The organism is Variovorax robiniae (assembly GCF_037889955.1).
In the GTDB taxonomy this organism is placed as follows: domain Bacteria; phylum Pseudomonadota; class Gammaproteobacteria; order Burkholderiales; family Burkholderiaceae_C; genus Variovorax; species Variovorax robiniae.
In genome coordinates this window covers 132,298-155,054 of the sequence record NZ_JBBKZS010000014.1, presented here as the reverse complement: position 1 = coordinate 155,054, position 22,757 = coordinate 132,298, and the positions used below count along the sequence as shown (strand labels likewise).

Genomic DNA, 22,757 nt, shown 5'->3' with positions numbered 1-22,757 from the left:
GCCGCGCCTGCCTCCAGCCGCTCACCGATCCAGCATCTGCATCATCGAAGCGTGGTAGCGATCACCGTGAATCTGCCCGGGGGCGAACATCTCGTCGATCTGCCGGACTGTCGCCTCGTCCAGAGGAAGCTGTAGCGCGCCCAGGTTCTCGTCGAGGAAGTCCAACGTGTCGCAACCGCAGATGGCCATCATCCGGGGGTTCCGCTCGAACAGCCACGCCAGCGCCAGTTGCGACGAGCTGCATCGCAGTTCCTGCGCCACCTCACCGAGGCGATCCACGAGTGCCACATTCTTCGGGAAGTTCTCGGGCGAGAAGCGCGGGTACTTCAGCCGCACATCGTTGGGCGCCAGCTGATCGAGGCTTCGGATCTTGCCCGAGAGCATGCCCCGCGCGAGCGGGGAGAAGGCCATGAGCGTCACGCCAAGCTCGTCGTAGACCTCGAGCATGCGCTCCTCAAGATCGCGGGTCCACAGCGAATACTCGGCCTGTACCGCGGCGATGGGGTGCACCGCGCTGGCGCGGCGCAGCGTGCTCTCCGAGATCTCGCACAGTCCGAGATGCCGAACCTTCCCCTCCTTCACGAGCTCGCCCATGGCACCGACCGTGTCTTCCACCGGAACCTTGGGATCGAGCCGATGCTGGAAGTACAGGTCGAGGTAGTCCGTGCCCAGCCGCTTCAAGGAGGCCTCGCATGCCTTGCGGACATGGGCGGGTTCGCCGCAGACACCGAAGGCAACGTTCTCCGCCGGAACGTAGCCGAACTTTGAAGAGAGCAGCACTTCGCTGCGACGTCCGCGCAGTGCCGAGGCCACCAGTTGCTCGTTGTGTCCCCAGCCGTAGAAGTCGGCGGTGTCGATGACGTTGATGCCCTGGTCGATCGCGCGCTGGATGACCTGGACGGATTCGGTGTCCGAGCGCTGGCCATAGGCATTGCTCATGGAGTAGCAGCCCAGCGCCATGCGCGTCACGGGTACGCCCGTCTTGCCGAGTTCACCCCGGAGAAGTTCATTTCGCATTTCGGGTTCCTGTTGGATTGCGCTTCAGTCGGTGCTTGCGCGATCCCTGAAGCTGGATGACTTCGGCGAGATGTACGCCGGAACCGGCAGGTCCCGGTCACGCAGGTAGTGCAGGATCCCGTCCTCGATGGCGCCCGCATCGCGGATATCCAGGAAGCGTTCGCCGTCGAAGTTGACGTTCGCGCCGTGGACGACCATGAATCCTTCGGCAGGACCTGTTGCGTCCTCGGGAACGGAGAAGGTGTGGATGGAGCCTGCGGGCTCGTAGAGGTAGCTGCCCTCGGTCTGCGGGTTGTGCGGATACTCCAGGTAGGCCCACTCGCCCTTGGTCGTGAAGAAGTGGACCGTGCCCGTGTGGAAGTGGGTCGGAAGCCGCGTGCCCGGCGCGAACTTGCCGTAGAGCACCCAGATGCCGTTCTCGCGGTCCAGGAAGAGGGGAATGACTTCCGAGCCCGGCGCCGCGCCGGGGACGAAGGTCATGTCGCGGATGTTGACGGTGAGCAGCTCGTCCTGCTGGGTGATGGAGGTGGGGGAGGTCATGGCATGTTCCTCTGCGACTTATTCGAGGCCCAGTTGCTGGAGCTTCAGATCCGGCGAGGTGTAGGGACGCTCGCAGATGATCTTGGAAGAGCCGGGCCGGAACTGGAAGGAAGCCGCCATGCGGACCTTGAACGAGCGCCCCGACGGCGGGTAGGTCTTGCCCTTGAGCTTGAGCTCGCCGAGGTGGGTGCCGAGCAGATAGAACTCGACCAGCACGGTGTGGGATTCGTCGTCGGCCGCCAGCGAGATGATCTCGTTCTTCTGGTCCGGGAAGGCCGTGCGCGAATTGTCGAAGTACTTTCGCACTTCCTCTTCGCCGTCATGGACCTGGCCATTGCCGTACATCTCGTAGCGCGGGTGCTCGAAGGTGTCGATGACGCCGTCCCAGTCCTGCGTGCACTCCAGGGCCATGTGGTCACGAACGGTTTGCAGGCGGGCCTGCCTCAGTTGAAGTTCAGTCATGTGGATGCTCCGTGGTTGTGTCGTGGAAACGTTTCCGCAATTCTGAACCTTCTTGTTTGACTGTGTATGCGGGTTTGTCCTAATCTTCGATCCATGTGCGGAGGTCTGCCACTGGTGGAGCAGAGCGTTTTACCAATGGAGATTCCCCAGCTCGATCACGCATAGCCAAGCCAATCTAGGGATTGCCCTAAGTAGAAACGTTTCCACAAAAAAGTTTAGGATTAAGCCCATGCCGAAAGCCACCCATCACTTTGCGAGCTTGCAGACCCACATCCAGGAGACCAACGCATGAAGCCACGTGCAACCATCCGCGACGTCGCCAAAGCGGCGGGCGTATCCCTCGGCACGGCATCGCGCGCACTGAACCGTGCGGGTCGGGTGAGCGAAGACGCCATCGCCGCCGTCACCAAGGCCGCGCGTCAACTCGGCTACGAGCCCGACGCGGTGGCGCAGAGCATGCGGACCCGCTCGACGGGCGTGATCGGGCTCCTGGTGTCCGACTTCGCCAACCCGCTGTACGCACGGATCATCACTTCCGTGGAAGCTTCCATGCAGGCGGCCGGATACACGCTGCTACTGGCCAACACGCACAACGATCGCAAGCGCGAGAAGGCGCTGGTCGAGACTTTCAGAGGCCGCCGGGTCGATGGCCTCATCCTCGGTCCATGCGAGGGCGAGTCGCCGGAATTGCTGGAGCGCATCGATGCCGACCTGCCCGTCGTGGCGCTGGACCGCGACTTCTCCGCCTCCGGCACCGGCGTGCACGTGGACCACTACCACGGTGCGCTCCAGGCCACGCGCTACCTGCTGAACCTCGGCCACACGGAGATCGCGTTGCTGACGCCCGGCAGCGTGCTGCGCCCCGGGCGCGACCGCATCGCGGGCTTCGAGGACGCCTACCGCGAGCGCGGCCTGACGCCCAATCCCAAGCTGATCCGCGCGGAACGGTCCGCGATGGACTACGCCTTCAGCGAGGCGCTCGGATTGCTGTCGGCGCCACAGGCACCCACCGCCTTCATGTGCCTGGGGACGCGCATCCTCTCCGGCGTGCTCCAGGCGCTGCGGCATTCGGGCCGCTCGGTGCCGGACGATGCCAGCGTTCTCAGCATCGGTGATACCGACTTGTCGCAACTGTTCAGCCCCGCGATCACATCGCTGACCTGGGACTTCGAAGCCGTGGGGACCGCGCTGGCCCAGTTGCTCCTCAAGCGGCTCGACCGCGACCTGAAGGCCGAGCCCGAACGCATCGTGCTGACGACCCAGATGGTGCTGCGCGAGTCGGTTGCGTCTGCGCAGGCGCCGAAGAACAAGGCGGCGCCAGGCGCATCGGCGCGAAGGGCGAGCCAGAAGGCGGATCGCGCAGGTTGAAGCGGGCCACGAAGGTCTGACGCCTTCGACTTCTCACATCTCATTTCTCAAACAACGGATTGAAAGGATTTCCTCATGAGTTCCATCTTTGGCGGCGTTCGCCAGATCGGGTATGTGGTCAAGGACATCGAGAAGGCGATGGACCACTGGGTCAAGCTGGGCGTCGGCCCTTGGTTTTACAAGGAAGATGTCGGGTCGACAGAATTCCGCTACTACGGCAAGGACTCGCGGATTCCCAAGCTGTCCATCGCACTGGCGAACTCCGGCGACTTGCAGATCGAACTGATCGAACAGCATGACGATGCGCCTTCGCTCTACCTCGACTCCCTGAAGAAGAACGGCGAAGGGGCACAGCACGTCGCCTACTGGACGCCCGACCGTTTCGACGAAATCTGCAAGCACCTGCTGGCACAGGGCTACGTGGAAGGCCACAGCGGACGCATGGGCGCCAACCGCGGGCCCTACGCGTACTTCGTCCATCCCGACCTGCCGAGCGCCATGTTCGAGATCTCCGACTCCAGCGGTGGCAAGGCCGAGTACTTCGCCGAGGTGAAGCGGGCTGCCGAGAACTGGGACGGCAAGGACCCGATCCGTCGCATCGGTGCGCCGAAATGAGCGCGGTGTCTTCAGTCCTTCCAGGCCGCACACCCGTGATGCCCGAGCGCATGAAGGGCGCGATGCTGACGCCGCAAGGCATTGCCATCCAGGAGCTGCCCGTGCCGCGGCCCGGCGCCACCGAGTTGCTCGTCAAGGTCCGTGCGAGTTCATTGAATCGTGCCGACCTGTTCCTGGCCGATGGGAGAGCGCATGGCGGCCATGGCGGAGCGGGCACGCCGCTGGGCCTGGAGTGGTCGGGCGACGTGGTGGCGATCGGTGCCGAGGTCAGCGACTTCAAGGTCGGCGACCGGGTGATGTGCACCGGCATCGGCGGCCTCTCCGAATATGCCGTGGCCGACTGGCGGCGCAGCTTTGCCTTCCCGCAACGCAAGATCGGCTACGAGGCGGCCGCGTGCCTGCCCGTGTCGCTTCGCACGACGCATGTGGCCATCGCCACGACGGGCCAACTCCAGAAGGGCGAATCGGTGCTGGTGCTGGGCGCCTCGTCGGGCGTCGGCCTCATGAGCCTCCAGGTGGCGAAGCTCCTGGGCGCGGGCCTGGTCATCGGCACCTCCACCAAGGCCGACCGGCGCGCGAAGCTGGGCGAGTTCGGTGCGGACATCGCCATCAACAGCAGCGACGCCGACTGGGCCGAGCAGGTGCTCCAGCACACGCAGGGTCGCGGTATCGACCTGCTGATCGACTTCCTGGCCGGCCCGCTGATCAACGACAGCATGCGGGCTGTCAGGGTGGGCGGGCGGATCGTCAACGTGGGTCGGATGGCGGGCGAGTCCGGCGCCTTCGACTTCGACCTGCACTCGATGCGGCGCATCCAGTACCTGGGGACCACCTTCCGCACGCGGACGGCCGATGAAGTCCATGCGATCCAGCAACAGGTACAGGCCGACCTCTGGCCGGCGCTGGAAGCCGGGCGACTCGGGGTTCCGATCGACGCTGCGTTGCCGATGGAGCGGGTCAAGGAAGCCTTCGACCTCATGCGCGCCAACGGCCACTTCGGAAAGATCGTCGTCACGCAGCAATGACCGCGCGACCACGCACCTTCACCCACGATTCAAGGAGACAAGACATGAAAGCATTCGCCAAGGTCGGACTCGTCGCGGCGTTGTTGATGGCCGGCGTTGCCGGGCACGCACAGTCCGGCACCGACTACCCCAACAAGCCCATCAAGTTCATCCTGCCGTCCTCGCCGGGTGGCGGTGGCGACATGGTCGGACGACTGATTGGCGAGGGCCTGCACAAGCGGCTCGGCCAGCCGGTCATCATCGACAACAACGCGGGTGCCTCGGGCACCATCGCCATCTCGCAGTTGTCGAAGGCCGCGCCCGATGGCTACACGATCGGCCTGGGCACCATGACGTCCACGACGCTGGCCCCGACCGTGTACCCGAAGCTGCCCTACGACCCGGTCAAGGACCTCACCACCATCGCCGGCATCGGGACCTCGCCCATCGTGCTGCTGGTGAGCAACGATGTGCCAGTGAAGGACCTGAAGGAGTTCCTGGACTATGCGCGCAAGAGCAAGGATCCGGTGCAGTACGGAAGCTGGGGCCTCGGATCGACCGGCCACTTCTGTGCCGAGGTGCTGAGCCAGAAGACTGGGGTTAAGCTGAGCCATGTGCCCTACAAGGGCTCGGCGCCGGTCATGACGGCGATGCTCGGCGGCGAGATCAAGGCGGCCTGGCTCGACATGGCAACCGGCACCGCCGCAGTCCGCAGCGGCAAGATCCACCCGGTGGCGCTGTGCACGCGGCCCACGGCCAGCTTCCCCAACGTCGCTACCTACAAGGCGCAGGGCGTGGACTTCGACCAATGGACGGGATGGGCCATGTTCGCACCGCCGAACATGCCCAAGCCCATCCTCGACAAGATCGCCAAGGCGGTCAAGGAAACGATCAGCGACCCGGCGGTGGCGGCCAAGCTGCTCGACTGGGGCATCACGGCCGAGTTCATCCCGGGCGAGCAGCGCAATGCGGACAACGCCAAGGACATCCAGGCCTGGCGCAAGATCGCCGTCGATGCTGCGATGAAGTTCGATTGATGACGAGGATCGACATGGGACAGTTCGATTCTTACGTGGCACTGGTGACGGGCGGCGCGGGTGGCATCGGCGCCGCGACGGCCCGGTTGCTGGCCGAGCGTGGCGCGACAGTCGTCGTCGCCGATCTTCGCGAGCCTGAGAGCGTCGGGTCGGAGGGAACGCGGCCGGACTTCCTTGCGCTCGATGTCACGTCGGAGGAAAGCTGGGCCAGCGTCATCGCGCAAGTCGTCGAGCGGCATGGAAAGCTGGATGTGCTCGTGAATGCGGCGGGCATCGTCGGCGATGTGGTGTCCGGCACGCTCGAGCGCACAACGCTTGCGGAGTGGCGCAAGGTGATGGCGGTCAACCTGGACGGAACCTTTCTCGGTTGCCGCGAAGCCATGACGGCAATGGGACGACAGGGCAGGGGCGCGATCGTCAATGTCTCGTCCGTCGGAGCCTATTACCCCACCACGCAAAGTGTTGCCTACGGCGCGAGCAAGGGCGGCGTCACGCAGTTGACCAAGTCCGTCGCTCTGTTCGGCAGCCAGGGCGGCAAGCGCATCCGCTGCAACTCGGTTCATCCGGGACGCACGGACACGGCCATGCTGGACAGCATCGTGGCCCAGCGCGCGCAGCGCACCGGCGACACGGGCAGCAGCGAAGCGAAGGCCTCGGCCCAGCGCATTCCCCTGGGCGCGGCGGGCACGCCCGAAGACGTCGCCAACCTGATCGCGTTCCTGGCGTCCGACGAGGCGGGCTACATCACCGGTGGCGAGTTCGTCGTGGATGGAGGGTGGAAGCTGCTTCGGTAAGACGCTACGCCGCGGCCTTCATCATCTCCATCACGCGCGCTGCCAATGCCGGCTCGCGCAGCACGCTGCGCGGCTTCAGCAGGTGCTGCACCTCGGAGGTCAGCTTGTGCACCGCCGGGTCGACGGCGCCCAGCCGTGTCAGCGTCGCGCCGTATTGCAGGATGTTCATCAGGTCCGCAGGGCGCTCGCCCACGGTCTGCGGGTACAGCAGGTCGGGCGTGGCCGACATGGCCCAGGGCGTGTCGATGATCGCGTCGGTGGCGGGCAGGAAACGACTCGCAAGACCGTCGAGCGGATTCTGGTCGCTTGCGGCCAGCAGGTCGCGCAGCACGCGGGCCTCGCATGCCGCGACCGACATGCCCTGTCCGTAGACCGGGTTGAAGCGGCAGATCGCATCGCCGATGGGCAGCAGGCCGCGCGGGAAGTTGTCCATCCTCGAGAAGTGCCGCCAGCTGCTGGACTGGAAGGCCATGCGCATCGGCTCGCCTTCAGGCTGCGCATCGCACAAGGCTTCGTGAACGGTCGCAACGCGCAGGCCCTTCGTGAAGTCGAGGAAGCCGTCGATGTCCCCCGGCGGCTTCTCCTCGCCCCGGCCGCCGATGGAGACCAGCCACCGATCGCCCTCGATCGAAAACATGATGCAGCCACGGCTGCTCTGCGGCGCTCTCGGGAAATGCATCAGGTACTTCCAGTCGGTGGGCGCATTGGCCGGCTTCGCGAAGATCGCGCTGGCGTAGCCGATGTCCAGGCCGATCACGGTTTCCGCAGGGGGCGGGCGGCCCGTGGCCTCCAGCGCGGCTAGGGTGGGGGTGGCGCGCCCCGAGGCGTCGATGACCAGGTCTGCATCGAGCGTCGTGATGATCCCGCCCGGCGCTTCATGGCGTATGCCGGTCACAGCCATGCCGTCGTCCGACGCGAGGATTTCCAGCACGCGGCGGTCATCGTGCACCACGACACCGCGCAATTGCTGAACGCAGGTGCGCACGGTCCACTCCAGCAGCGGGCGTGACATCGCCATGCCGCCAAAGCCGAGGTCGCGCTGCGGATAGGGATCGAAGCCCGGCCGTTCGAAGCGGCCATCCAGCCCCACGGTGTAGGGCACCGCGCCGCCTTGCTTGAGCCGTGCACCGAAGCCGGGCAGCAGCGCTTCCATCGCGCGCAAGCCGCCGGTCAGGAGCGCATGGGCATGGCGCCCTTGCGGTATGCCGGCACGATGCTGGGGACCATCGGGCAGATGGTCCCGTTCGAGGACCATGACTTCGTCGAAGCGATCGGCAAGCGCGGCGGCCGCGCACAGGCCACCGACGCCGGCACCGATCACCACGGCGCGATGCATGCGCACATCGGATTGCGAAGCAGGGCACATGGGCGACTCCCTTCTCGATACCGCTCGTCGAATGCGGCACGGCGAATGTCTCGTCGTGCGCTGGCGAGCGAAGCGCCTGGCCAGTCCATCCTTTTACGCGCCCAGTCGCGGCAAAGCATCCCCCCTCGGGTGGAAGACCGGCTCGATCGGCCGTCCGGCGCCGCGCATACTTCGGCTCACCATGGATATGAGCACGGGCCTCGGCCTGAACCTGCTGTTGCGCGGCGCCGCGGTCGGCGTGCTGCTGCTCGTCGCGGCCATGCTCTGGCGCGACCATGCGCGATCCACCGCGGCACGACTGGGTGCCCTGACGGCGCTGTCCGTGGCGGCGGCCACGCTGGCGACGATGCCGGGCTTTGCCGGCTTGCCGTTCCCGTTGCGGCTGCTGGTCTCGGGGCCGGCGGCGGCCAGCATGTTCGTGTTCTGGCTGTTCACCTGTGCGCTGTTCGATGACGACTTCGTGACACGCGGATGGCATGCGCTGGCATGGCTGGCGCTGGCGGGCCTTGGCGTCGCCAACTGCGCAGCCGCCTTGCCGCCGCCGTCGCCGTGGGCGCAGGCGGCGAACCTGGCGCTGGCGGCGGTGCCGGCGACCTTTGCCGTGCTGGCCATCGCGCAGTCGCTGGCCCGTTGGCGGGAAGACCTCGTCGAAAGGCGGCGGGAGTTGCGGACGCTTGTCGTGGCCGCCACCTCGCTCTATACGCTGGCGCAGGTGCTGGCCGCGTGGGTGTCCGGCACGGGTTTGCGGGAGGTGGTCGAAAGCACGGCGAACGCGGGCGGCGTCTTCGTGCTCACGCTGTTCGTTGCCTGGCGCCTGCTGCGGCCGGATCATGGCGGGCTGTTCGGGGCGGCGGAAGTGCCCGCTTTGGCCGCGACGGCTCCGCATCCACAGCTCGACCCGGCGCCGACGTCAGTGCCGGCTTCAGCCCTCGGGCCCATTCCGTCATCGGCGGCGCCTCCCGATCCAGCGCCCTTGCCAGCAGCAGACCCGCGTCAGGTCGACGCGCTGGTCACGCTGATGACCGTCGATCACCTGTACCGGGAGCCCGACCTCACCATCGGCGCGCTGGCCGAGCGCCTCGGCTTGCCCGAGCACAAATTGCGGCGCCTGATCAACCAGGGCTTGGGCCACCGCAACTTCAGCGCCTTCCTGAACACCTGGCGCCTGGCTGATGCACGACGCTGGCTGTCCGATCCGCAACAGGCCAACACGCCGATCCTCACGATTGCGATGGACGCCGGCTTCCAGTCGATTGGGCCCTTCAACCGGGCGTTCAAGGCCGACACCGGCATGACACCGACCGAATTCCGGCGTGCGGGCGGGGCGCCAGCGGCCCCTGTGCCGCCTGGCAACCTGGCCGAATCCGGAATCGGCTAGTCGCACGCAGAAGTCGGCCAGACGCAGGCCGTTCCGGCAAGGAAAGTGGGCGAGCCAATTTCGGCCGCCCTCCGATTCCTCCACATGAAAGCTCTCGCTCGCATCGCGCTGGCCCTGGCCGGCACCGCCGTCCTTCCGGCCTGCGGACAACTCTCGCCCGGCAGCGCGGCCCTCGTCGCAACCGGCTACGCCAGTCACCAACTCTGCTCGGCGGTATTCGTCGCCGGCCGGGACGCCGCGCGCTACTACAAGGAGGCGATCGCGCCGGTCGCCGGACCCATCGCATCCCTGACCGCCTACACAGTCGACCTCGAGCACCGCGAGGTGCGCGCCACGCTGGCGGGGATGGCCGAGTCCCGTGCGGTCTTCCGGCCGCCGCTCGGCTGCGTGAATGCGACCGACAGGGTGCTGCCAGACGCGCCAGGCGTGCCTGCGCCGCAGGGCACGACCACGGCCTTGCTCCCGGACATCGCTGGCGACGCGCTGGTGGAGGCATCGGACCCCGCGTTCCGGGCCGCGCTCGACCGTGCCTTCGATGAACGCGCGCAAGCGCCGCACCGGCACACCGAAGCCGTCGTCATCGTGCACCGCGGCCGCGTCATCGCCGAGCGTTATGCCGACGGCGTGGGCATCGACACGCCGCTGACTGGCTGGTCGGCCACCAAGTCGGTGACCAATGCGCTCCTCGGGATCCTGGTGCGACAGGGCAAGCTCGACGTGAAAGCGCCCGCACCCGTGGCGGCATGGGCCGACCTGCACGACCCGCGCCACGCCATCACCATCGACCAGTTGTTGCGCATGACCAGTGGCCTGGACATGGGCCAGTCCCTGACGGCTGGCGCGCTGACCGCCTTCGACCCGACGTCCCGGATGATCTTTGTCGAGGCCGACACGGCGGCCATGGCGGAGACCGCTCCGCTCGCGCATGCACCCGGCAGCACCTGGAACTACAGCAACACGAACACCCAGTTGCTCTCGCGCATCGTGCGCGACCAGGCGGGTGGCACCGCCCAGGCAACGCGCGAATTCGCACAGCGCGAACTGTTCGACAAGCTGGGCATGCGCCACGTGACGCTGGAGTTCGATGGTGCGGGCACGCCCATCGGCGCCAGCCACCTGTGGGCGCCGGCGCGCGACTGGGCCCGGTTCGGCCTGCTTTTCCTTCATGACGGCGTGGTCGGTGGCCAGCGCATCCTGCCTGCTGGCTGGGCCGACTACTCCGCTGCGCCCACGCCTGGCAGCGAGGACTTTGGCTATGGCGCCGGCTTCTGGACCAACCGCGGCGATGGTGCAGGCGCGCGCTACCGCGTCGGCCGCGGCATGCCGGCGGATGCCTTCATGGCGAGGGGCGCGCACGGCCAGTACGTCGTGATCGTGCCGTCGGAAGACCTGGTGCTCGTGCGGATGGGGCCGGCCTTCACGCCGCGCGATGACATGGATGCCGTGGCGCGGCTGACGCGTGAAACGATCGAGGCGGTGTCGGGGCGGGCAGTGGCTCAAGCCCCCGTGTCGAACTGATCCTGGTTGCGCCCCTTGAACGGCGCATAGAAGGCGCGGATGCTGGCGATGTCGGCCTCGACATCCTCGCCCGGGTCGACCAGCGGCCCCAGGCCGCAGCGGCGGCCGCCCCAGTCCAGGTAGGACAACTGGATCGGCAGTCCCGCCCCGCGCGCAATGTGGTGAAAACCGGACTTCCATTGCGCGGTGCGGCTGCGTGTGCCTTCGGGGGAGACGACCAGTTGCAGCGGGCCGGGCGCCGAGGTCAGGGCCAGCACCGACGCGGCAACCAGGTTGTTGGCCCGCTCGCGGTGTACCGGAATGCCGCCCAGCCAGCGCATCAGCCAGCCGAAGGGCGCAGGAAACAGGGAGGCCTTGCCCAGCCAGCGGATGTTCATGCCCAGGCCGAAGGCCGCCATCAGCGTGAACGGGAAATCCCAGTTGCTGGTGTGCGGCGCCGCGATCACGACGCAGCGGGCCGCGCGTGGCGACAACGCACCCTCCAGGCGCCAGCCGAGCAGGCGCAACATGCCGCGCGACGACGAGCGCAGCAAGGGCTCCAGCAAGGGTGTGTTGAAAATGGTACGGGCCACTGGGGGGCGAGCATAAGGCAAGCTAGCGCCTACACTCATTTGATGCCGGAACCTTTGGAACCGAAGATCGAGCGCCCGCCGCCAGCGGCCTTGGCGCCGGCGCACTCCGCTTCGGTCGAAGTGGCATCCCGCCGCATGCTCGCGTTGCTCGGCGCCGCCGTCACGGCGGGCTTCGAGGCCGGCGCCATCGGCTACGTGCTGCCGGCCATGCGATCCGCCACCGGCGCCTCGGCGCAGCTGGCTTCCATGCTGCTGTCGGTCTTTGTCGCGGCGACGCTGGTGGGGGTGCCGCTCGCGGCGATCGCCGCGCGACGCCGGGGCGCCACGCAACTGTTGCGTGCCTGCCTGATGCTGGCCGTGGTGTCGGGCGGCCTGGCGACGGTGCTGCCCAGCCCCGACGGTGTGCTGTTCGCGCGTGCGTTGCAGGGCCTGGCCCTCGGCCCCTTGCTGCCCTTGGTGGCGGCCGTCATCGTTGTCCATTGGCCGCCGACACAGCATGGCCGGCTGCTCGGCCAGACATCGATGACCTATGGCCTGACCTACGTGGCCGCCACCATCGGCACGCCGTGGCTGCTGGAACTGGGATGGCGCAGTGCCTTCGGACTGGGCGCCTGCCTGGCCTTGTTGTCCTTGCTGTGGCCGTTGCCGGCGTCGTCGCCCGCCCATGAAGCGCGGTCCGCTTCGCCCTGGTGGCTGGCCTTCAGCCGGCCGATGCATGCGACCGCGTTGCTGGCGCTGGGCACCGGCGCGGGGCAGGCGGTGCTGGTGTGGATGCCGTCGGTGGCGGTCATCCGGCTGGGCCTGGACATGAAGGCCACGGCGCCGCTGATGGTGCCGCTGCTGCTCGGTGGGCTGTGCGCCACGGCCTTTGTGATCCGATCGCTGGACCGCATGGGCGCGCGGTCCATGGTGCTGATCGGGCTGGCCACCGCACTCGCCGGCGTGCTGATGGTGGTGGCTGCACCGCCGCATGCGGCTTTCTTCATGGTTGGCGGCGCGGCACTGGGCTTTGGTATCGGCTTGTTGTCGGGCGGGCCGTTGCGCTACGCCGCCGCGCGTGCGCTGCCGCCCGATGCGCAAACCCTGGCGCAAGGGGCTGTGGCTTGGTTGACCGACGTAGGGCTGCTGGTCGGCAGCCTCGCGATGGGCTATGTGGCCGGGTGGGGCGGCGATGCACTCACGGGCCTCGAAGCGGCGGTAGGCCTGGCCGGTGGACTGATGTTGCTGTGCGCCCCGGCCGTGCTGCGCTTGCCGCGAAAGGCCGATGAATGAAGGGGTCGACGAGCCACGACGTCATGGAACACATCAAGCCCAGGGACGCCGCCGCCATGGCCTTGCTGGGCCGCTGCCCCATCTTTCGGCGCTGTGGCCCGGCCGACCTGGCGGCGCTCGCCGGCAGCACGCGCTGGATCGACCATGCCGATGGCACCGACCTCGTGCGCGAAGGCGACATGCCGCAGGAGTTGCTCATCGTCGAACAGGGCCGAGCGCAGGTGCTCAAGCGCGGTGCCACCGGCGAGGAGCACGTGATCAACCGCGTCGGTCCGGGCGACTCAATCGGCGAGATGGCCCTGTTCGACATCGTGCCGCGGTCGGCCACTGTCCGGGCCGAGGGACCGGTGCGAACCCTGGCGCTGCCGCTCGCCGACATCGTGCACCTGGCCGAGTCGCGGCCATCGCTGGTGCCGGTGCTGATCGACATCGGCGCGCTGGTGGCCGAGCGCCTGCGCCTGGCCAACGTCAACACCGCGGCGGCGGCCGATCGCGTGCTCGCCGAGGAACGCACGCGTGCCGTCATGGGCCGCTTCACGCTGCTGCTGTTGCTGGCCTACACCGTCTACACCTGGGTGCTCGGCACGGCCATCGAGGTGAAGGAGACCTTCGGCCGCAGCGAGTTCGTGACGGTGCCGGCGATCTTCGTCTGCTGCGCGATCCTCTATGCCTTCGTGCACGTGTCGAAGTATCCGGCGCGCTTCTTCGGGTTGAGGTCGGAACATGCCGGTCGGCACGTGCGCGAGGCGCTGCTGTTCACCTTGCCATTGATGGCCGGCACGGTGCTGCTCAAGCTGGCGCTGATCGAGTGGCTGCCGGGCATGGAGGGCATGCCGGTGTTCAAGATGTTCCCGCCGTCGCCCGGGGCGTTTCCCGGTGAATTCAATCCCTGGCTGGCCGCGGCCTACGTGTTCTTCGCGCCGTTCCAGGAGCTGATCTATCGCGGCGGCGTGCAGGGGCCGTTGACGCACTTCCTGACCGGGCGCTGGCGCACCTGGCTGGCCATCGTCGGGGCCAACATCATCTTCTCGGCGGCGCACCTGTACGTGTCGCCCGGGCTGGCCGGCATCGCCTTCGTGGCCGGGCTGTTCTGGGGATGGTTGTATGCGCGGCAGGGCGGGCTGATCGGCGTGTCGGTGTCGCACGTCGTGCTGGGGCTCTGGGCCTTCGAGGTGGTCGGGCTCGGCGTGCTTCAGTAGGGTCTTTGCATTGCTACGATTTGGACGGCGCAAGCATCGCGCCAGAAAAATCAAATCAATATCCAGGAGACCCAAGCCCATGTCCAAGCCCACCGACTTCACAGCCATCCTTGCCCAATGGGAAGCCGAGCGACCCGATACCGTTGCCATCACCTTCGGCGCATCGCGTTGGACATGGGCCGAACTGGCCACGCGCGTGCGGCGCAATGCCGCGGCCCAGCGCGCCGCCGGCCTGGTGCCGGGCGACCGCGTGGCGGTGCTGGACCTCAACCATCCGGCCTGCCTGGAGCTGACGCTGGCTTGCGCGCAGGTCGGCACGGCCAACGCGGTGGTCAACTTCCGGCTGGCGCCGCCCGAGATCGCCTATGTGATCAACGACTCGCGTGCGCGCATCCTCTTCGTCGGGCCGGAGTTCGCGGGCGCCGTCGCGCAGTTGCGCGACAAGCTGCCGACCATTGAGCGCGTGATCCGCATCGGCGGCCCCGACGACGAGTACGAGGCATGGCTCGCGGCACAGGAACCCGATGCCGCCGTCCATCCGTCGAAGCCCGAGGACTGCTTCGTCCAGCTCTACACCTCCGGCACCACCGGCTTCCCGAAGGGCGCCATGCTCACGCACCGCGGCATGGTCGCGCATGCGCACAACGTAGCGGTGGACCAGTCCATCGGTCCCGACGCGATCGTGCAGGTCGCGATGCCGCTGTTCCATGTGGGCGGCACCAGCTATTCGCTCGCGGCCCTCGGCCAGGGCGCGCGCATCCACATGGTGCGCATGCCGGACCCGGCGGCGGTGCTGGAGATGCTCGAGCGCGAGAAGGTCACGCACACCTTCCTGGTGCCCGCGCTGCTGGCGATGATGGTCAAGGTGCCTGGCGCGGGGGACCGTGACTACTCGGCTTTGAAGACGCTGTCCTATGGCGCATCGCCGATGCCGCTGCCGGTGATGCGCGCGACCCACGAGATCTTTCCCGGCGTGATGCAGCAGGTCTACGGCATGACCGAGCAATGCGGCGTCGTCAGCGTGCTCCCCACCGCGGACCATGAGGACCCGGCGGTGGCGCATCGGCTGGTGTCGGCGGGCAAGGCGATCCACGGCGTTGAGATCAAGGTCTGCGATCCCGTGACCGGCGAGCCTGTGGCGGTCGGCGAGCCCGGCGAGATCTGGGTTCGCAGCGAGCAGGTCATGGGCGGCTACTGGGGCAAGCCGGAGTCCACCGCCGCGGCGATCACGGAGGACGGCTGGCTGCGCTCCGGCGACGGCGGCCACATGGATGCGGACGGCTACCTCTACGTCACCGACCGCATCAAGGACATGATCATCAGCGGCGGCGAGAACATCTATCCGGCCGAGATCGAGCGGGTGATGGTCGAGCATCCGTCCATCGAGGACGTGGCCGTGATCGGCGTGCCGGACGAGAAGTGGGGCGAGGTGCCGAAGGCCGTCATCGTGGCGCGGCCCGGCCACACCATCGACAGCGCGCAGATGATGGCCTGGTGCCGCGAGCGGCTGGCCTCGTTCAAATGCCCGAAGTCCTTCGACGTCATCGATGCGTTGCCGCGCAATCCGACCGGGAAGGTGCTCAAGAAGGACCTGCGCAAGCCGTACTGGGAAGGCCACACGCGCCAGGTCGCCTAGGCGACAGCAAGCCGCGGCGCGGCTAAGGGCAAATCAGGATGCTCCCCGCGCCGCGAAGACTGAGACTCGTCGGCGACCAGGCGAGGCAATGCCGCGCGACGTGCCATGCATTGCACGCGAAGACGGCCCGGACAGGACGCTCACATTTGAAGAAGTTCCACGTCTCGCAGCAGGGCATCGTCTTCGTCCTGTTCGTGATCATGTTCGCCGGCTTCGCGTTGTTCCTGCGGGGCTTCGCGCAGGTCGACAACCTGCTCACGCTGCTGCAGAACGTGGCCATCCTGGGTATCCTCGGGCTGGGCATGTCGGTGGTGGTGATCGGGCGCGGCATCGACATCTCGATGATCGCGGCGCTGGCGGTGCCTTCGGGGCTGCTCTTGCAATTGATGCAGAACGGGATGTCGGTGCCTTCGGCCTGCGCGGTGGCGATCGGGCTGTCGCTGGTGTTCGGGCTGGTGAACGGCTGGCTCATCGCCTACGCGGAAGTGCCGTCGCTGTTCACCACGCTGGCCTCCGGGCTCTTCCTGGCGGGCTGCGGGCAGGCCTTCTTCTTCCAGCTCGAAGTGGTGCAGTGGCCGGCCTCGCTCGACGCCCTCGCATGGATGGGGCGCGGCAGCTTTGCCGGCGTGCCGATGCCGGTGGTGATGTTCGGTTTGTCCGCCGCGGCGCTGGCGCTGTTCCTGAAACGGATGCGCGCGGGCGCATTCATCTACGCCATCGGCGACAACCCCTTCGGTGCGCGTGCCGCCGGCTTGCCGACGCGGCCGATCATGGTGCTGCAGTACGTGATGGCGGCGCTGATCGGCGTGTTCGCCGGCATCGTGATGGCCGCCTCGGTCAACAGCATGCCGACGCGCATCTACAACTCCACCATGATCTACGACGTGGTGCTGGTGGTGGTGCTGGGCGGCATCGGGCTCTCGGGCGGGCGCGGCGGGGTGCTCAACGTGATCATCGGCACGCTGCTGATCGGCACCATGCTCAACGGCATGACGATCCTGGACGTGTCGTATTCCGTGCAGAACATCGTGAAGGGCGTGGTGTTGCTGGTGGCGATCCTCGTGGATTCGATCTTCAACCCGCGCAACGAAGAGACCGCCCAACAAGGTGACATCTAGGTTTTGAAAGTGCCACACGCCAGGCCTCCATTGGCGCCATGCAGACGAACGAAGGAGACTCTCATGCATCTCGCAAACAGGATAGCGATCGCAGCCTTCATGGCCCTGGGCCTGGCGGGCGCGCAGCAGGCATTGGCGCAGGGCAAGGGCCTGGACGAGCCCTTCCGCGAAGGCTACAAGAAGGCGCTCGACGGCAAGACGGTGGGCTTCATCCCGGTGGCGATGGGCTTCGACCTGTCGCAGGGCTGGTTCAACGGACTCAAGAAGGAACTGGAGCCGTCGGGCATGAAGGTGGTGGTGCGCGACCCGAACTGGAACACCAACGCCGGTGCGCAGGCCTTCACCGCGCTCATCGCGGAGAAGCCGGCCGTCATCGTGATCCACAACCCTGACGTCGCCACTTATGCCAAGCTGATCTCCAAGGCCGAGTCCGAAGGCATCTACGTGGTGCAGATCAACATGCGCTCGGCGCAGCCCTCGACCGCCTTCGTCGGCGCGGACTGGGTCGACATCGGTGAGCGCACCACGACGGCGGTGGTCAATGCCTGCAAGGGCAAGTCGAACAAGATCGCGATCGTGCAGGGCGCACCGACGGCGGCCGCCAGCGCCTATACGCTCAAGGGCGTGGAGAACGTGCTGGCGAAGAACGCGGACGTGAAGGTGGTGTCCAACCAGGCCGCCGATTGGGACGCGGCCAAGGCCAAGGCGCTGACACAGACTGTGCTCAAGCAGAACCCGGACCTGTGCGGCATCGTCGGCTTCTGGGACGGCATGGACATCGGCACGGCGGCGGCGATCAAGGAAGCGGGCCTCACCGGGAAGGTGTTCCTCGCGACCTCCGGCGGCGGCGAGCAGAAGGGCGCCTGCGACCAGGTGAAGTCCGGCGCCATCGACTACGACCTGAGCTACGACGTGCCCACGCAGGCCAGCAACATGGCCGCCATGATCAAGTGGCTGGTGCAGGGCGGCATGAAGCCGGGCGTGGCCAAGCAGAACATCTACACCACGCTGATCCCGATCACCAAGGACAACGCGGCTGCAGACGGCACCTGCTGGAAGCTGACCGCGAGCAAGTGACCCCAGGGTGACCGAAACCCTCACGCGGCTGCGCTACCGCTACTGGCCCGACCACTGGGTCGGCGAGATCCTGTCCAAGCGCTGGACGGAGACCGCCATCCCGGTGCTGCTGCTGGTGCTCGTCGTCATCGCCTCGGGGCGGCTGATCGGCAACTTCTACTCGGCCGGCGCGCTGGCCGACACCTTGCGGCAGGCCGGCGAGATCGGCCTGATCGTGCTGGGCATGGGGCTGGTGATGATCGTCGGCGGCATCGACCTCTCGGTGGGGTCGATGTTCGCGCTGACGAATTTCTTTGCGCTGCTGTTCATCCATGTGCTGAAGTGGCCGGTGGTGCTGGCCGTCCCTGCGACGCTGCTTTGCGGCGCGGCGCTGGGGGCGATCAACGGGTACCTCATCGGCTACCTGCGGCTGCGCGCCTTTCTCACGACGCTGATCACGCTGATCATTTTTCGGTCCGTGTACGAGATCCTGAGCGGGCAGTATTCGACGGCGATCGCGGGCAATCTGCCGGATTCGGAGGTGTGGGACTTCATCGGCAGCGGCGCCTTCCTCGGGCTGCCAACTGTTGCGTGGTTCTATGCGGTGGTGGCCATCGCGGGGCACATCATGCTGACGCGGCTGCGCATCGGCTGGCACATCATGGCCATCGGTGGTTCGCGGCGCTCTGCCTACAACGGCGGCATCGCGGTGCGTCGCACGGTCTTTCTCTGCTACGTGGGCTGCGGCGTGTTGACCGGCGCGGCGGGCTGCTTCTTCGCCTCGCGACTGGCGACGGCGGGGGCGGACATCGGCATCGGCATGGAGGTGCTGGTGCTCACGGCGGCGGTGATCGGCGGCATCAGCCTCGGAGGAGGGCGCGGCTCGGTGACCAAGGCGATGGTGGGGACGCTGCTGGTGCTGTTGATCACCAACGGGCTGACCTCGATGTCGGCCTCGGGCGGCGTGATCCGCATGGTGCTGGCGGGCATCCTGATCCTGGCCGCGGTGATCGACGTGCGCTGGTTGAAGAACCGGCAGCGCATCATCAGCAAGGTCTATGTGAGCCCGACCTACCACCGCTTGGGCAATGCACCGGATTGCAGCATGGGCGGTGGCGGCGCCTTTGCGCTCAACAACAAGCTGCGCGACGTGAGCCTCATCGGCCTGGGCCGCATCGAGTCGCCGGAGGATGTGATCCTCGACCGCGACGACAACCTCTATGCCGGCTCGCGCCACGGCGACATCATCCGCTTCTTCGCGCCGGACTACGAGCGCATGGAGGTCTTCGCGCACATCGGCGGGCAGCCGTTGGGCATGGCCTTCGACCGCGAGCAGAACCTGTACGTGTGCATTGGTGGCATGGGCCTGTACCGCATCAAGCCCGACAAGACCGTCGAGCGCGTGACCGACGAGACGAATCGAAGCTGGCGCTCCATCAACGACGACAGCCGCCTGCGCCTGGCCGACGACCTGGACATCGCCGACGATGGCCGCATCTTCTTCAGCGAGGCGACGGTGCGCTACGAGATGGATGAGTGGCCCGTCGATGGGCTGGAGGCGCGCGGCAATGGCCGCATCGTCTGCTGGGACCCGCGCGACAACAGCACGCGCACCGTGCTGCGCGATCTCAAGTTCCCGAACGGCATCTGCATCGCGAGCGACGGCCAGTCGATCCTGTTCGCCGAGACCTGGGGCTGTTGCATCAAGCGCTACTGGTTCGATGGGCCGAAGAAGGGCCGCGTGGAGAGCGTCATCGACAACCTGCCGGGCTACCCGGACAACATCAACCTCGCGTCGGATGGCAACTATTGGCTGGCGATGGTCGGCATGCGCTCGCCTTCCTACGACCTCGCGATGCGCATGCCGGGCTTCCGCAAGCGCATGGCGCAGCGCCTGCCGCTGGACGAATGGCTGTTCCCCAACATCAACACCGGCTGCGTGCTCAAGTTCAACGAGGCGGGCGAGGTGCTGGAGACGCTGTGGGACCTGGGCGGAGAGAACCATCCGATGATCACCTCGATGCGCGAACACAAGGGCCACCTCTACCTGGGCGGCATCTCCAACAACCGCATTGGTGTCTACAAGCTGCCTGACGCCGATCCCACCTTCTCGCAGTACGAACGCCGCTGGAGTGCCAATCCATGAGGGGCGCGCTGGGCGGGTTTGTGGACCGCGTGCTCGGACGCGGCAGTGCGGCCATCACGGTGCCGGTGATGGACGGCGCGCTCAAGCCCAACCGCGTGCTGGACAACGCGCAGGTCGTGGACACGCTGGAAGGCATCGACGACCTGGCCACCGATGGCTACCGGCTCTATGCGACGGCCGGTCCGGTGCTCTACGGCCTGGAAGGTGGCAGCCTGGTCGAGATGCTTCGGATGGACGGCGACATCACCGCGATGGCCGTGCACGAGAACGGCGCGGTGGCGCTCGCGGTGGGCGGCAGGCGCATGAGCGTGATGTCGCGCGGGCGCACGGGTTGGGGCGAGCGGGCCAGGCTGGAGCAGGTCGCAGGCGTGCCGCTGCGGGGCGTCAATGCGCTGTGCTTCGACGAGGAAGGCGAGAACATCCTGCTGAGCGATGGGTCGGCCGAGCATGCGCCGGCCGACTGGTGCCGCGACCTCATGGAGAAGGGCCGCAGCGGGCGCGTGCTGCGCTGGAGCAGCGGCGGCCAGGCCGAGCTGCTGGCGAGCGGCTTGCACCACGCGTTCGGCGTGCTGCCGCTCGATGGCGAGGTCATCTTCAGCGAGAGCTGGCGGCATCGCGTGATGCGCGCGGCCACGGACAAGGGCGCGAAGTCCACGCCGCTGCTGTCGGACCTGCCGGGCTATCCTTCCCGCATGGCCCACGCCGCGGCGGGTGGCTTCTGGCTGACCTGCTTCGTCTGTCGAACGCAGCTCGTGGAATTCATCCTGCGCGAGGACGCGTACCGCAAGCGCATGCTGCAGGAGATCGAGCCGAGCCTCTGGGTCGCGCCCGCGCTGCGCTCGGGGGCGAGTTTCCTGGAGCCGCTGCAGGGTGCGGGCGTCAAGCAGATGGGCGTTCTCAAGCCCTGGGCCCCACCGCGTTCCTACGGCCTGGTGCTGCACGTCGACGCAGCGGGTCGCACCACACGTTCGCTGCACAGCCAGGTCGACGGCCAGCACCACGGCATCACGGCCGTGGCGGAGTACCACGGCGCGCTCTATGCCGCCTCGAAGGGAAGCGGGCGCCTGTTGCGGGTGGAGTTCGACGCGATGGAGGAGGGGGAATGACCGACATGGGCACCGATGCCATTGCAGCCCCCGCATCGACTGACAGCGCCGTCGACAACGTGCTCGAACTGCGCGCCGCCACCAAGAAATACGCCGGCGTTCCGGCCATCGAGGACGTCGACTTCACGCTGCGCCGCGGCGAGATCCATGCGTTGGTCGGCGAGAACGGCGCGGGCAAGTCCACGCTGACGAAGGTCATGGCCGGTGTGGTGTCCTTGTCGAGCGGCCAGATGCTGGTCGAGGGCCAGCCGGTGGAGCTGAAGACGCCGCTGGAGGCCCGCCACAAGGGCATCGCCATGGTGTTCCAGGAGACCAGCCTGGTGCCCACCATGACCGTCGCCCAGAACCTCTACCTCGGCCAGGAGGCCTTCTTCAACCGGCTGCGCGGCGTCTACATCGCGGCGCAGCAGTTCATGCAATCGCTCAACTTCGACGTGGACCCGACCGCCACGGTCGGCATGCTGGGCGCGGCCAAGAAGCAGATGGTGGAGATCGCGCGGGCGGTGCTGCACAAGGCCCGCATCATCATCTTCGACGAGCCCACGGCCAGCCTCACGCCGGAGGAAAAGAAGTACTTCTTCGATTTGATCTTCAACCTCAAGGCGCGCGGCGTGTCGATCATCTTCATCTCGCATGCCTTGGAGGAGGCGCTGCTGCTGGCCGACCGCATCACGGTGCTGCGCGATGGCAAGCATGTGGTGACGGACGACAAGGCCAACTTCGACCGTGCGCGCATCGTCAAGGCGATGGTGGGGCGCGACCTGTCGCAGACCCTCTACGGCCAGCGCAAGACCACGGTGCGGCCGCAGGGCGAATGCCTGCTCGCGGTGCGCAACCTGCGCATGGCCTCGATGGTCAAGAACAACTCGCTGTCGGTCTTCGCAGGGCAGGTGACCGGCGTGTTCGGCCTGGTGGGGGCAGGGCGCACCGAAACCTTCAAGGTGGTGGCCGGCCTCATCAAGCGCGACTTCTTCCATGGCGGCGAGGTGCTCCTGCGCGGCAAGCCGGTGCGCTACAAGGTGGCGCGCTCGGCGGTGCGCGACGGCATCGCCTACATCACCGAGGACCGCAAGATCGAAGGCTTCTTCGAGACCATGTCGATCCAGCAGAACATCTACATGGGGCTGCTGGGGCGCATCGGCAGCGCCTTCGGATGGGTGTCGGGCGCGAAGGCGCGGGCGGTGGGCGAGCACTGGACGCAGTTGCTGAACGTACGCGCAATCGGCAAGGACGTGAAGGTGATCGAACTGTCCGGCGGCAACCAGCAGAAGGTGGTGATCGCGCGCTCCCTCGTGCAGGACCCGGACGTGATCATCTTCGACGAGCCGACGCGCGGCGTGGACGTGGGCGCCATCGCGGAGATCCATGCGGAGATCAACCGGCTCGCGGATGCGGGCAAGGCCGTGGTGGTGATCTCGTCGTACCTGCCCGAAGTGATGTCCTTGTCCGACAGGATCCTGGTGGCGAAGCAGGGCAAAGTCGTGGTCGAGTTTTCCGCGCTGGAGGCGACGCAGGAAAAGATCATGTACGCCGCAATCCATTGACGAAAGGGG

Annotated in this window: 20 protein-coding genes; 15 read left to right on the top strand and 5 right to left on the bottom strand. The window is 67.1% G+C overall.

The features are described 5' to 3' along the window. Window positions 1–21: 21 nt before the first annotated feature. From WKW79_RS26475 to WKW79_RS26465, 3 genes are read right to left on the bottom strand one after another with little or no spacing between them, the layout of a single operon-like run. Window positions 22–1,017, bottom strand: a complete 996-nt coding sequence (locus WKW79_RS26475) for an aldo/keto reductase (protein WP_340338205.1) — start codon at window positions 1,015–1,017, stop codon at window positions 22–24. 24 nt (window positions 1,018–1,041) lie between these two features. After that, window positions 1,042–1,557, bottom strand: a complete 516-nt coding sequence (locus tag WKW79_RS26470) for a 2,4'-dihydroxyacetophenone dioxygenase family protein (protein WP_340338204.1) — start codon at window positions 1,555–1,557, stop codon at window positions 1,042–1,044. An 18-nt stretch (window positions 1,558–1,575) separates the two neighbouring features. Next, window positions 1,576–2,019, bottom strand: coding sequence for an ester cyclase (locus WKW79_RS26465; protein ID WP_340338203.1), 444 nt, complete (start codon window positions 2,017–2,019; stop codon window positions 1,576–1,578). 288 nt (window positions 2,020–2,307) lie between these two features. Between WKW79_RS26465 and WKW79_RS26460 the strand changes: the two genes are divergently transcribed. The 5 genes from WKW79_RS26460 (at window position 2,308) to WKW79_RS26440 (ending at window position 6,837) form a co-directional block, all read left to right on the top strand. Then, window positions 2,308–3,387, top strand: a complete 1,080-nt coding sequence (locus tag WKW79_RS26460; protein ID WP_340338202.1) for a LacI family DNA-binding transcriptional regulator — start codon at window positions 2,308–2,310, stop codon at window positions 3,385–3,387. 75 nt (window positions 3,388–3,462) lie between these two features. Continuing rightward, window positions 3,463–4,002 carry a VOC family protein gene (locus WKW79_RS26455; protein WP_340338201.1) on the top strand — a complete coding sequence of 180 codons (540 nt, stop codon included), beginning with the start codon at window positions 3,463–3,465 and terminating at the stop codon, window positions 4,000–4,002. A 5-nt stretch (window positions 4,003–4,007) separates the two neighbouring features. Next, on the top strand, window positions 4,008–5,027 hold the full coding sequence (locus WKW79_RS26450) for a quinone oxidoreductase family protein (protein WP_340338200.1): 1,020 nt from the start codon (window positions 4,008–4,010) through the stop codon (window positions 5,025–5,027). 44 nt (window positions 5,028–5,071) lie between these two features. Continuing rightward, entirely contained in the window at window positions 5,072–6,043 is a 972-nt protein-coding gene (locus tag WKW79_RS26445; protein WP_340338199.1) for a Bug family tripartite tricarboxylate transporter substrate binding protein, read from the top strand. Between the two features lie 14 nt (window positions 6,044–6,057). Further along, on the top strand, window positions 6,058–6,837 hold the full coding sequence (locus WKW79_RS26440) for an SDR family NAD(P)-dependent oxidoreductase (RefSeq protein ID WP_340338198.1): 780 nt from the start codon (window positions 6,058–6,060) through the stop codon (window positions 6,835–6,837). 4 nt (window positions 6,838–6,841) lie between these two features. Here WKW79_RS26440 and WKW79_RS26435 read toward each other — a convergent pair whose 3' ends face one another. Next, complete coding sequence (locus WKW79_RS26435; RefSeq protein ID WP_340338197.1) at window positions 6,842–8,203, bottom strand: FAD-dependent oxidoreductase; 1,362 nt, start codon at window positions 8,201–8,203, stop codon at window positions 6,842–6,844. 181 nt (window positions 8,204–8,384) lie between these two features. Between WKW79_RS26435 and WKW79_RS26430 the strand changes: the two genes are divergently transcribed. Together WKW79_RS26430 and WKW79_RS26425 are read left to right on the top strand one after the other, a co-directional pair. Beyond that, the gene (locus WKW79_RS26430) at window positions 8,385–9,581 is read left to right on the top strand and encodes a helix-turn-helix transcriptional regulator (protein WP_340338196.1); all 1,197 of its coding nucleotides are present in this window, start codon (window positions 8,385–8,387) and stop codon (window positions 9,579–9,581) included. 84 nt (window positions 9,582–9,665) lie between these two features. Continuing rightward, window positions 9,666–11,099 (top strand): serine hydrolase domain-containing protein, encoded by a 1,434-nt coding sequence (locus WKW79_RS26425; RefSeq protein ID WP_340338195.1) that lies wholly within the window; start codon window positions 9,666–9,668, stop codon window positions 11,097–11,099. On the opposite strand, the gene WKW79_RS26420 is transcribed toward WKW79_RS26425, so the two are convergent. Then, window positions 11,078–11,671: a lysophospholipid acyltransferase family protein gene (locus WKW79_RS26420; protein ID WP_340338194.1), complete on the bottom strand. Its 594-nt coding sequence runs from the start codon at window positions 11,669–11,671 to the stop codon at window positions 11,078–11,080. The genes WKW79_RS26425 and WKW79_RS26420 overlap by 22 nt on opposite strands. A gap of 135 nt (window positions 11,672–11,806) precedes the next feature. Here WKW79_RS26420 and WKW79_RS26415 point away from each other — a divergent pair, with 135 nt between their 5' ends. The 8 genes from WKW79_RS26415 to WKW79_RS26380 all read left to right on the top strand — a co-directional run bounded on the left by WKW79_RS26415 (window position 11,807) and on the right by WKW79_RS26380 (window position 22,748). Further along, the gene (locus WKW79_RS26415; protein WP_340338193.1) at window positions 11,807–12,943 is read left to right on the top strand and encodes an MFS transporter; all 1,137 of its coding nucleotides are present in this window, start codon (window positions 11,807–11,809) and stop codon (window positions 12,941–12,943) included. A 23-nt stretch (window positions 12,944–12,966) separates the two neighbouring features. Continuing rightward, complete coding sequence (locus tag WKW79_RS26410; RefSeq protein WP_340338192.1) at window positions 12,967–14,142, top strand: cyclic nucleotide-binding domain-containing protein; 1,176 nt, start codon at window positions 12,967–12,969, stop codon at window positions 14,140–14,142. Window positions 14,143–14,221: 79 nt separating this feature from the next. After that, window positions 14,222–15,778, top strand: coding sequence for a long-chain-fatty-acid--CoA ligase (locus WKW79_RS26405; protein ID WP_340338191.1), 1,557 nt, complete (start codon window positions 14,222–14,224; stop codon window positions 15,776–15,778). A 146-nt stretch (window positions 15,779–15,924) separates the two neighbouring features. Further along, a complete protein-coding gene (locus WKW79_RS26400; protein WP_340338190.1) occupies window positions 15,925–16,896 on the top strand; it encodes an ABC transporter permease in 972 nt (323 codons plus the stop codon). Between the two features lie 63 nt (window positions 16,897–16,959). After that, window positions 16,960–17,973 (top strand): sugar ABC transporter substrate-binding protein, encoded by a 1,014-nt coding sequence (locus WKW79_RS26395; protein ID WP_340338189.1) that lies wholly within the window; start codon window positions 16,960–16,962, stop codon window positions 17,971–17,973. 7 nt (window positions 17,974–17,980) lie between these two features. Continuing rightward, the gene (locus WKW79_RS26390) at window positions 17,981–20,098 is read left to right on the top strand and encodes an ABC transporter permease (protein WP_340338188.1); all 2,118 of its coding nucleotides are present in this window, start codon (window positions 17,981–17,983) and stop codon (window positions 20,096–20,098) included. Then, window positions 20,095–21,204 (top strand): SMP-30/gluconolactonase/LRE family protein, encoded by a 1,110-nt coding sequence (locus WKW79_RS26385; protein ID WP_340338187.1) that lies wholly within the window; start codon window positions 20,095–20,097, stop codon window positions 21,202–21,204. The genes WKW79_RS26390 and WKW79_RS26385 overlap by 4 nt, the downstream gene beginning before the upstream one ends. Next, window positions 21,201–22,748 (top strand): sugar ABC transporter ATP-binding protein, encoded by a 1,548-nt coding sequence (locus WKW79_RS26380; RefSeq protein WP_340338186.1) that lies wholly within the window; start codon window positions 21,201–21,203, stop codon window positions 22,746–22,748. Before WKW79_RS26385 ends, WKW79_RS26380 begins: the two co-directional genes overlap by 4 nt. The last annotated feature ends 9 nt before the right edge of the window (window positions 22,749–22,757 follow it).

What these genes read in the sequence shown, in the direction of transcription:
- WKW79_RS26380 (WP_340338186.1), top strand. Translation starts at nt 21,201, where the DNA reads ATGACCGACATGGGCACCGATGCCATTGCAGCCCCCGCATCGACTGAC.
- WKW79_RS26405 (WP_340338191.1), top strand. Translation starts at nt 14,222, where the DNA reads ATGTCCAAGCCCACCGACTTCACAGCCATCCTTGCCCAATGGGAAGCC.
- WKW79_RS26385 (WP_340338187.1), top strand. Translation starts at nt 20,095, where the DNA reads ATGAGGGGCGCGCTGGGCGGGTTTGTGGACCGCGTGCTCGGACGCGGC.
- WKW79_RS26430 (WP_340338196.1), top strand. Translation starts at nt 8,385, where the DNA reads ATGGATATGAGCACGGGCCTCGGCCTGAACCTGCTGTTGCGCGGCGCC.
- WKW79_RS26440 (WP_340338198.1), top strand. Translation starts at nt 6,058, where the DNA reads ATGGGACAGTTCGATTCTTACGTGGCACTGGTGACGGGCGGCGCGGGT.
- WKW79_RS26445 (WP_340338199.1), top strand. Translation starts at nt 5,072, where the DNA reads ATGAAAGCATTCGCCAAGGTCGGACTCGTCGCGGCGTTGTTGATGGCC.
- WKW79_RS26435 (WP_340338197.1), bottom strand. Translation starts at nt 8,203, where the DNA reads ATGTGCCCTGCTTCGCAATCCGATGTGCGCATGCATCGCGCCGTGGTG.
- WKW79_RS26465 (WP_340338203.1), bottom strand. Translation starts at nt 2,019, where the DNA reads ATGACTGAACTTCAACTGAGGCAGGCCCGCCTGCAAACCGTTCGTGAC.
- WKW79_RS26415 (WP_340338193.1), top strand. Translation starts at nt 11,807, where the DNA reads ATGCTCGCGTTGCTCGGCGCCGCCGTCACGGCGGGCTTCGAGGCCGGC.
- WKW79_RS26455 (WP_340338201.1), top strand. Translation starts at nt 3,463, where the DNA reads ATGAGTTCCATCTTTGGCGGCGTTCGCCAGATCGGGTATGTGGTCAAG.
- WKW79_RS26410 (WP_340338192.1), top strand. Translation starts at nt 12,967, where the DNA reads ATGGAACACATCAAGCCCAGGGACGCCGCCGCCATGGCCTTGCTGGGC.
- WKW79_RS26475 (WP_340338205.1), bottom strand. Translation starts at nt 1,017, where the DNA reads ATGCGAAATGAACTTCTCCGGGGTGAACTCGGCAAGACGGGCGTACCC.
- WKW79_RS26425 (WP_340338195.1), top strand. Translation starts at nt 9,666, where the DNA reads ATGAAAGCTCTCGCTCGCATCGCGCTGGCCCTGGCCGGCACCGCCGTC.
- WKW79_RS26395 (WP_340338189.1), top strand. Translation starts at nt 16,960, where the DNA reads ATGCATCTCGCAAACAGGATAGCGATCGCAGCCTTCATGGCCCTGGGC.
- WKW79_RS26470 (WP_340338204.1), bottom strand. Translation starts at nt 1,557, where the DNA reads ATGACCTCCCCCACCTCCATCACCCAGCAGGACGAGCTGCTCACCGTC.
- WKW79_RS26460 (WP_340338202.1), top strand. Translation starts at nt 2,308, where the DNA reads ATGAAGCCACGTGCAACCATCCGCGACGTCGCCAAAGCGGCGGGCGTA.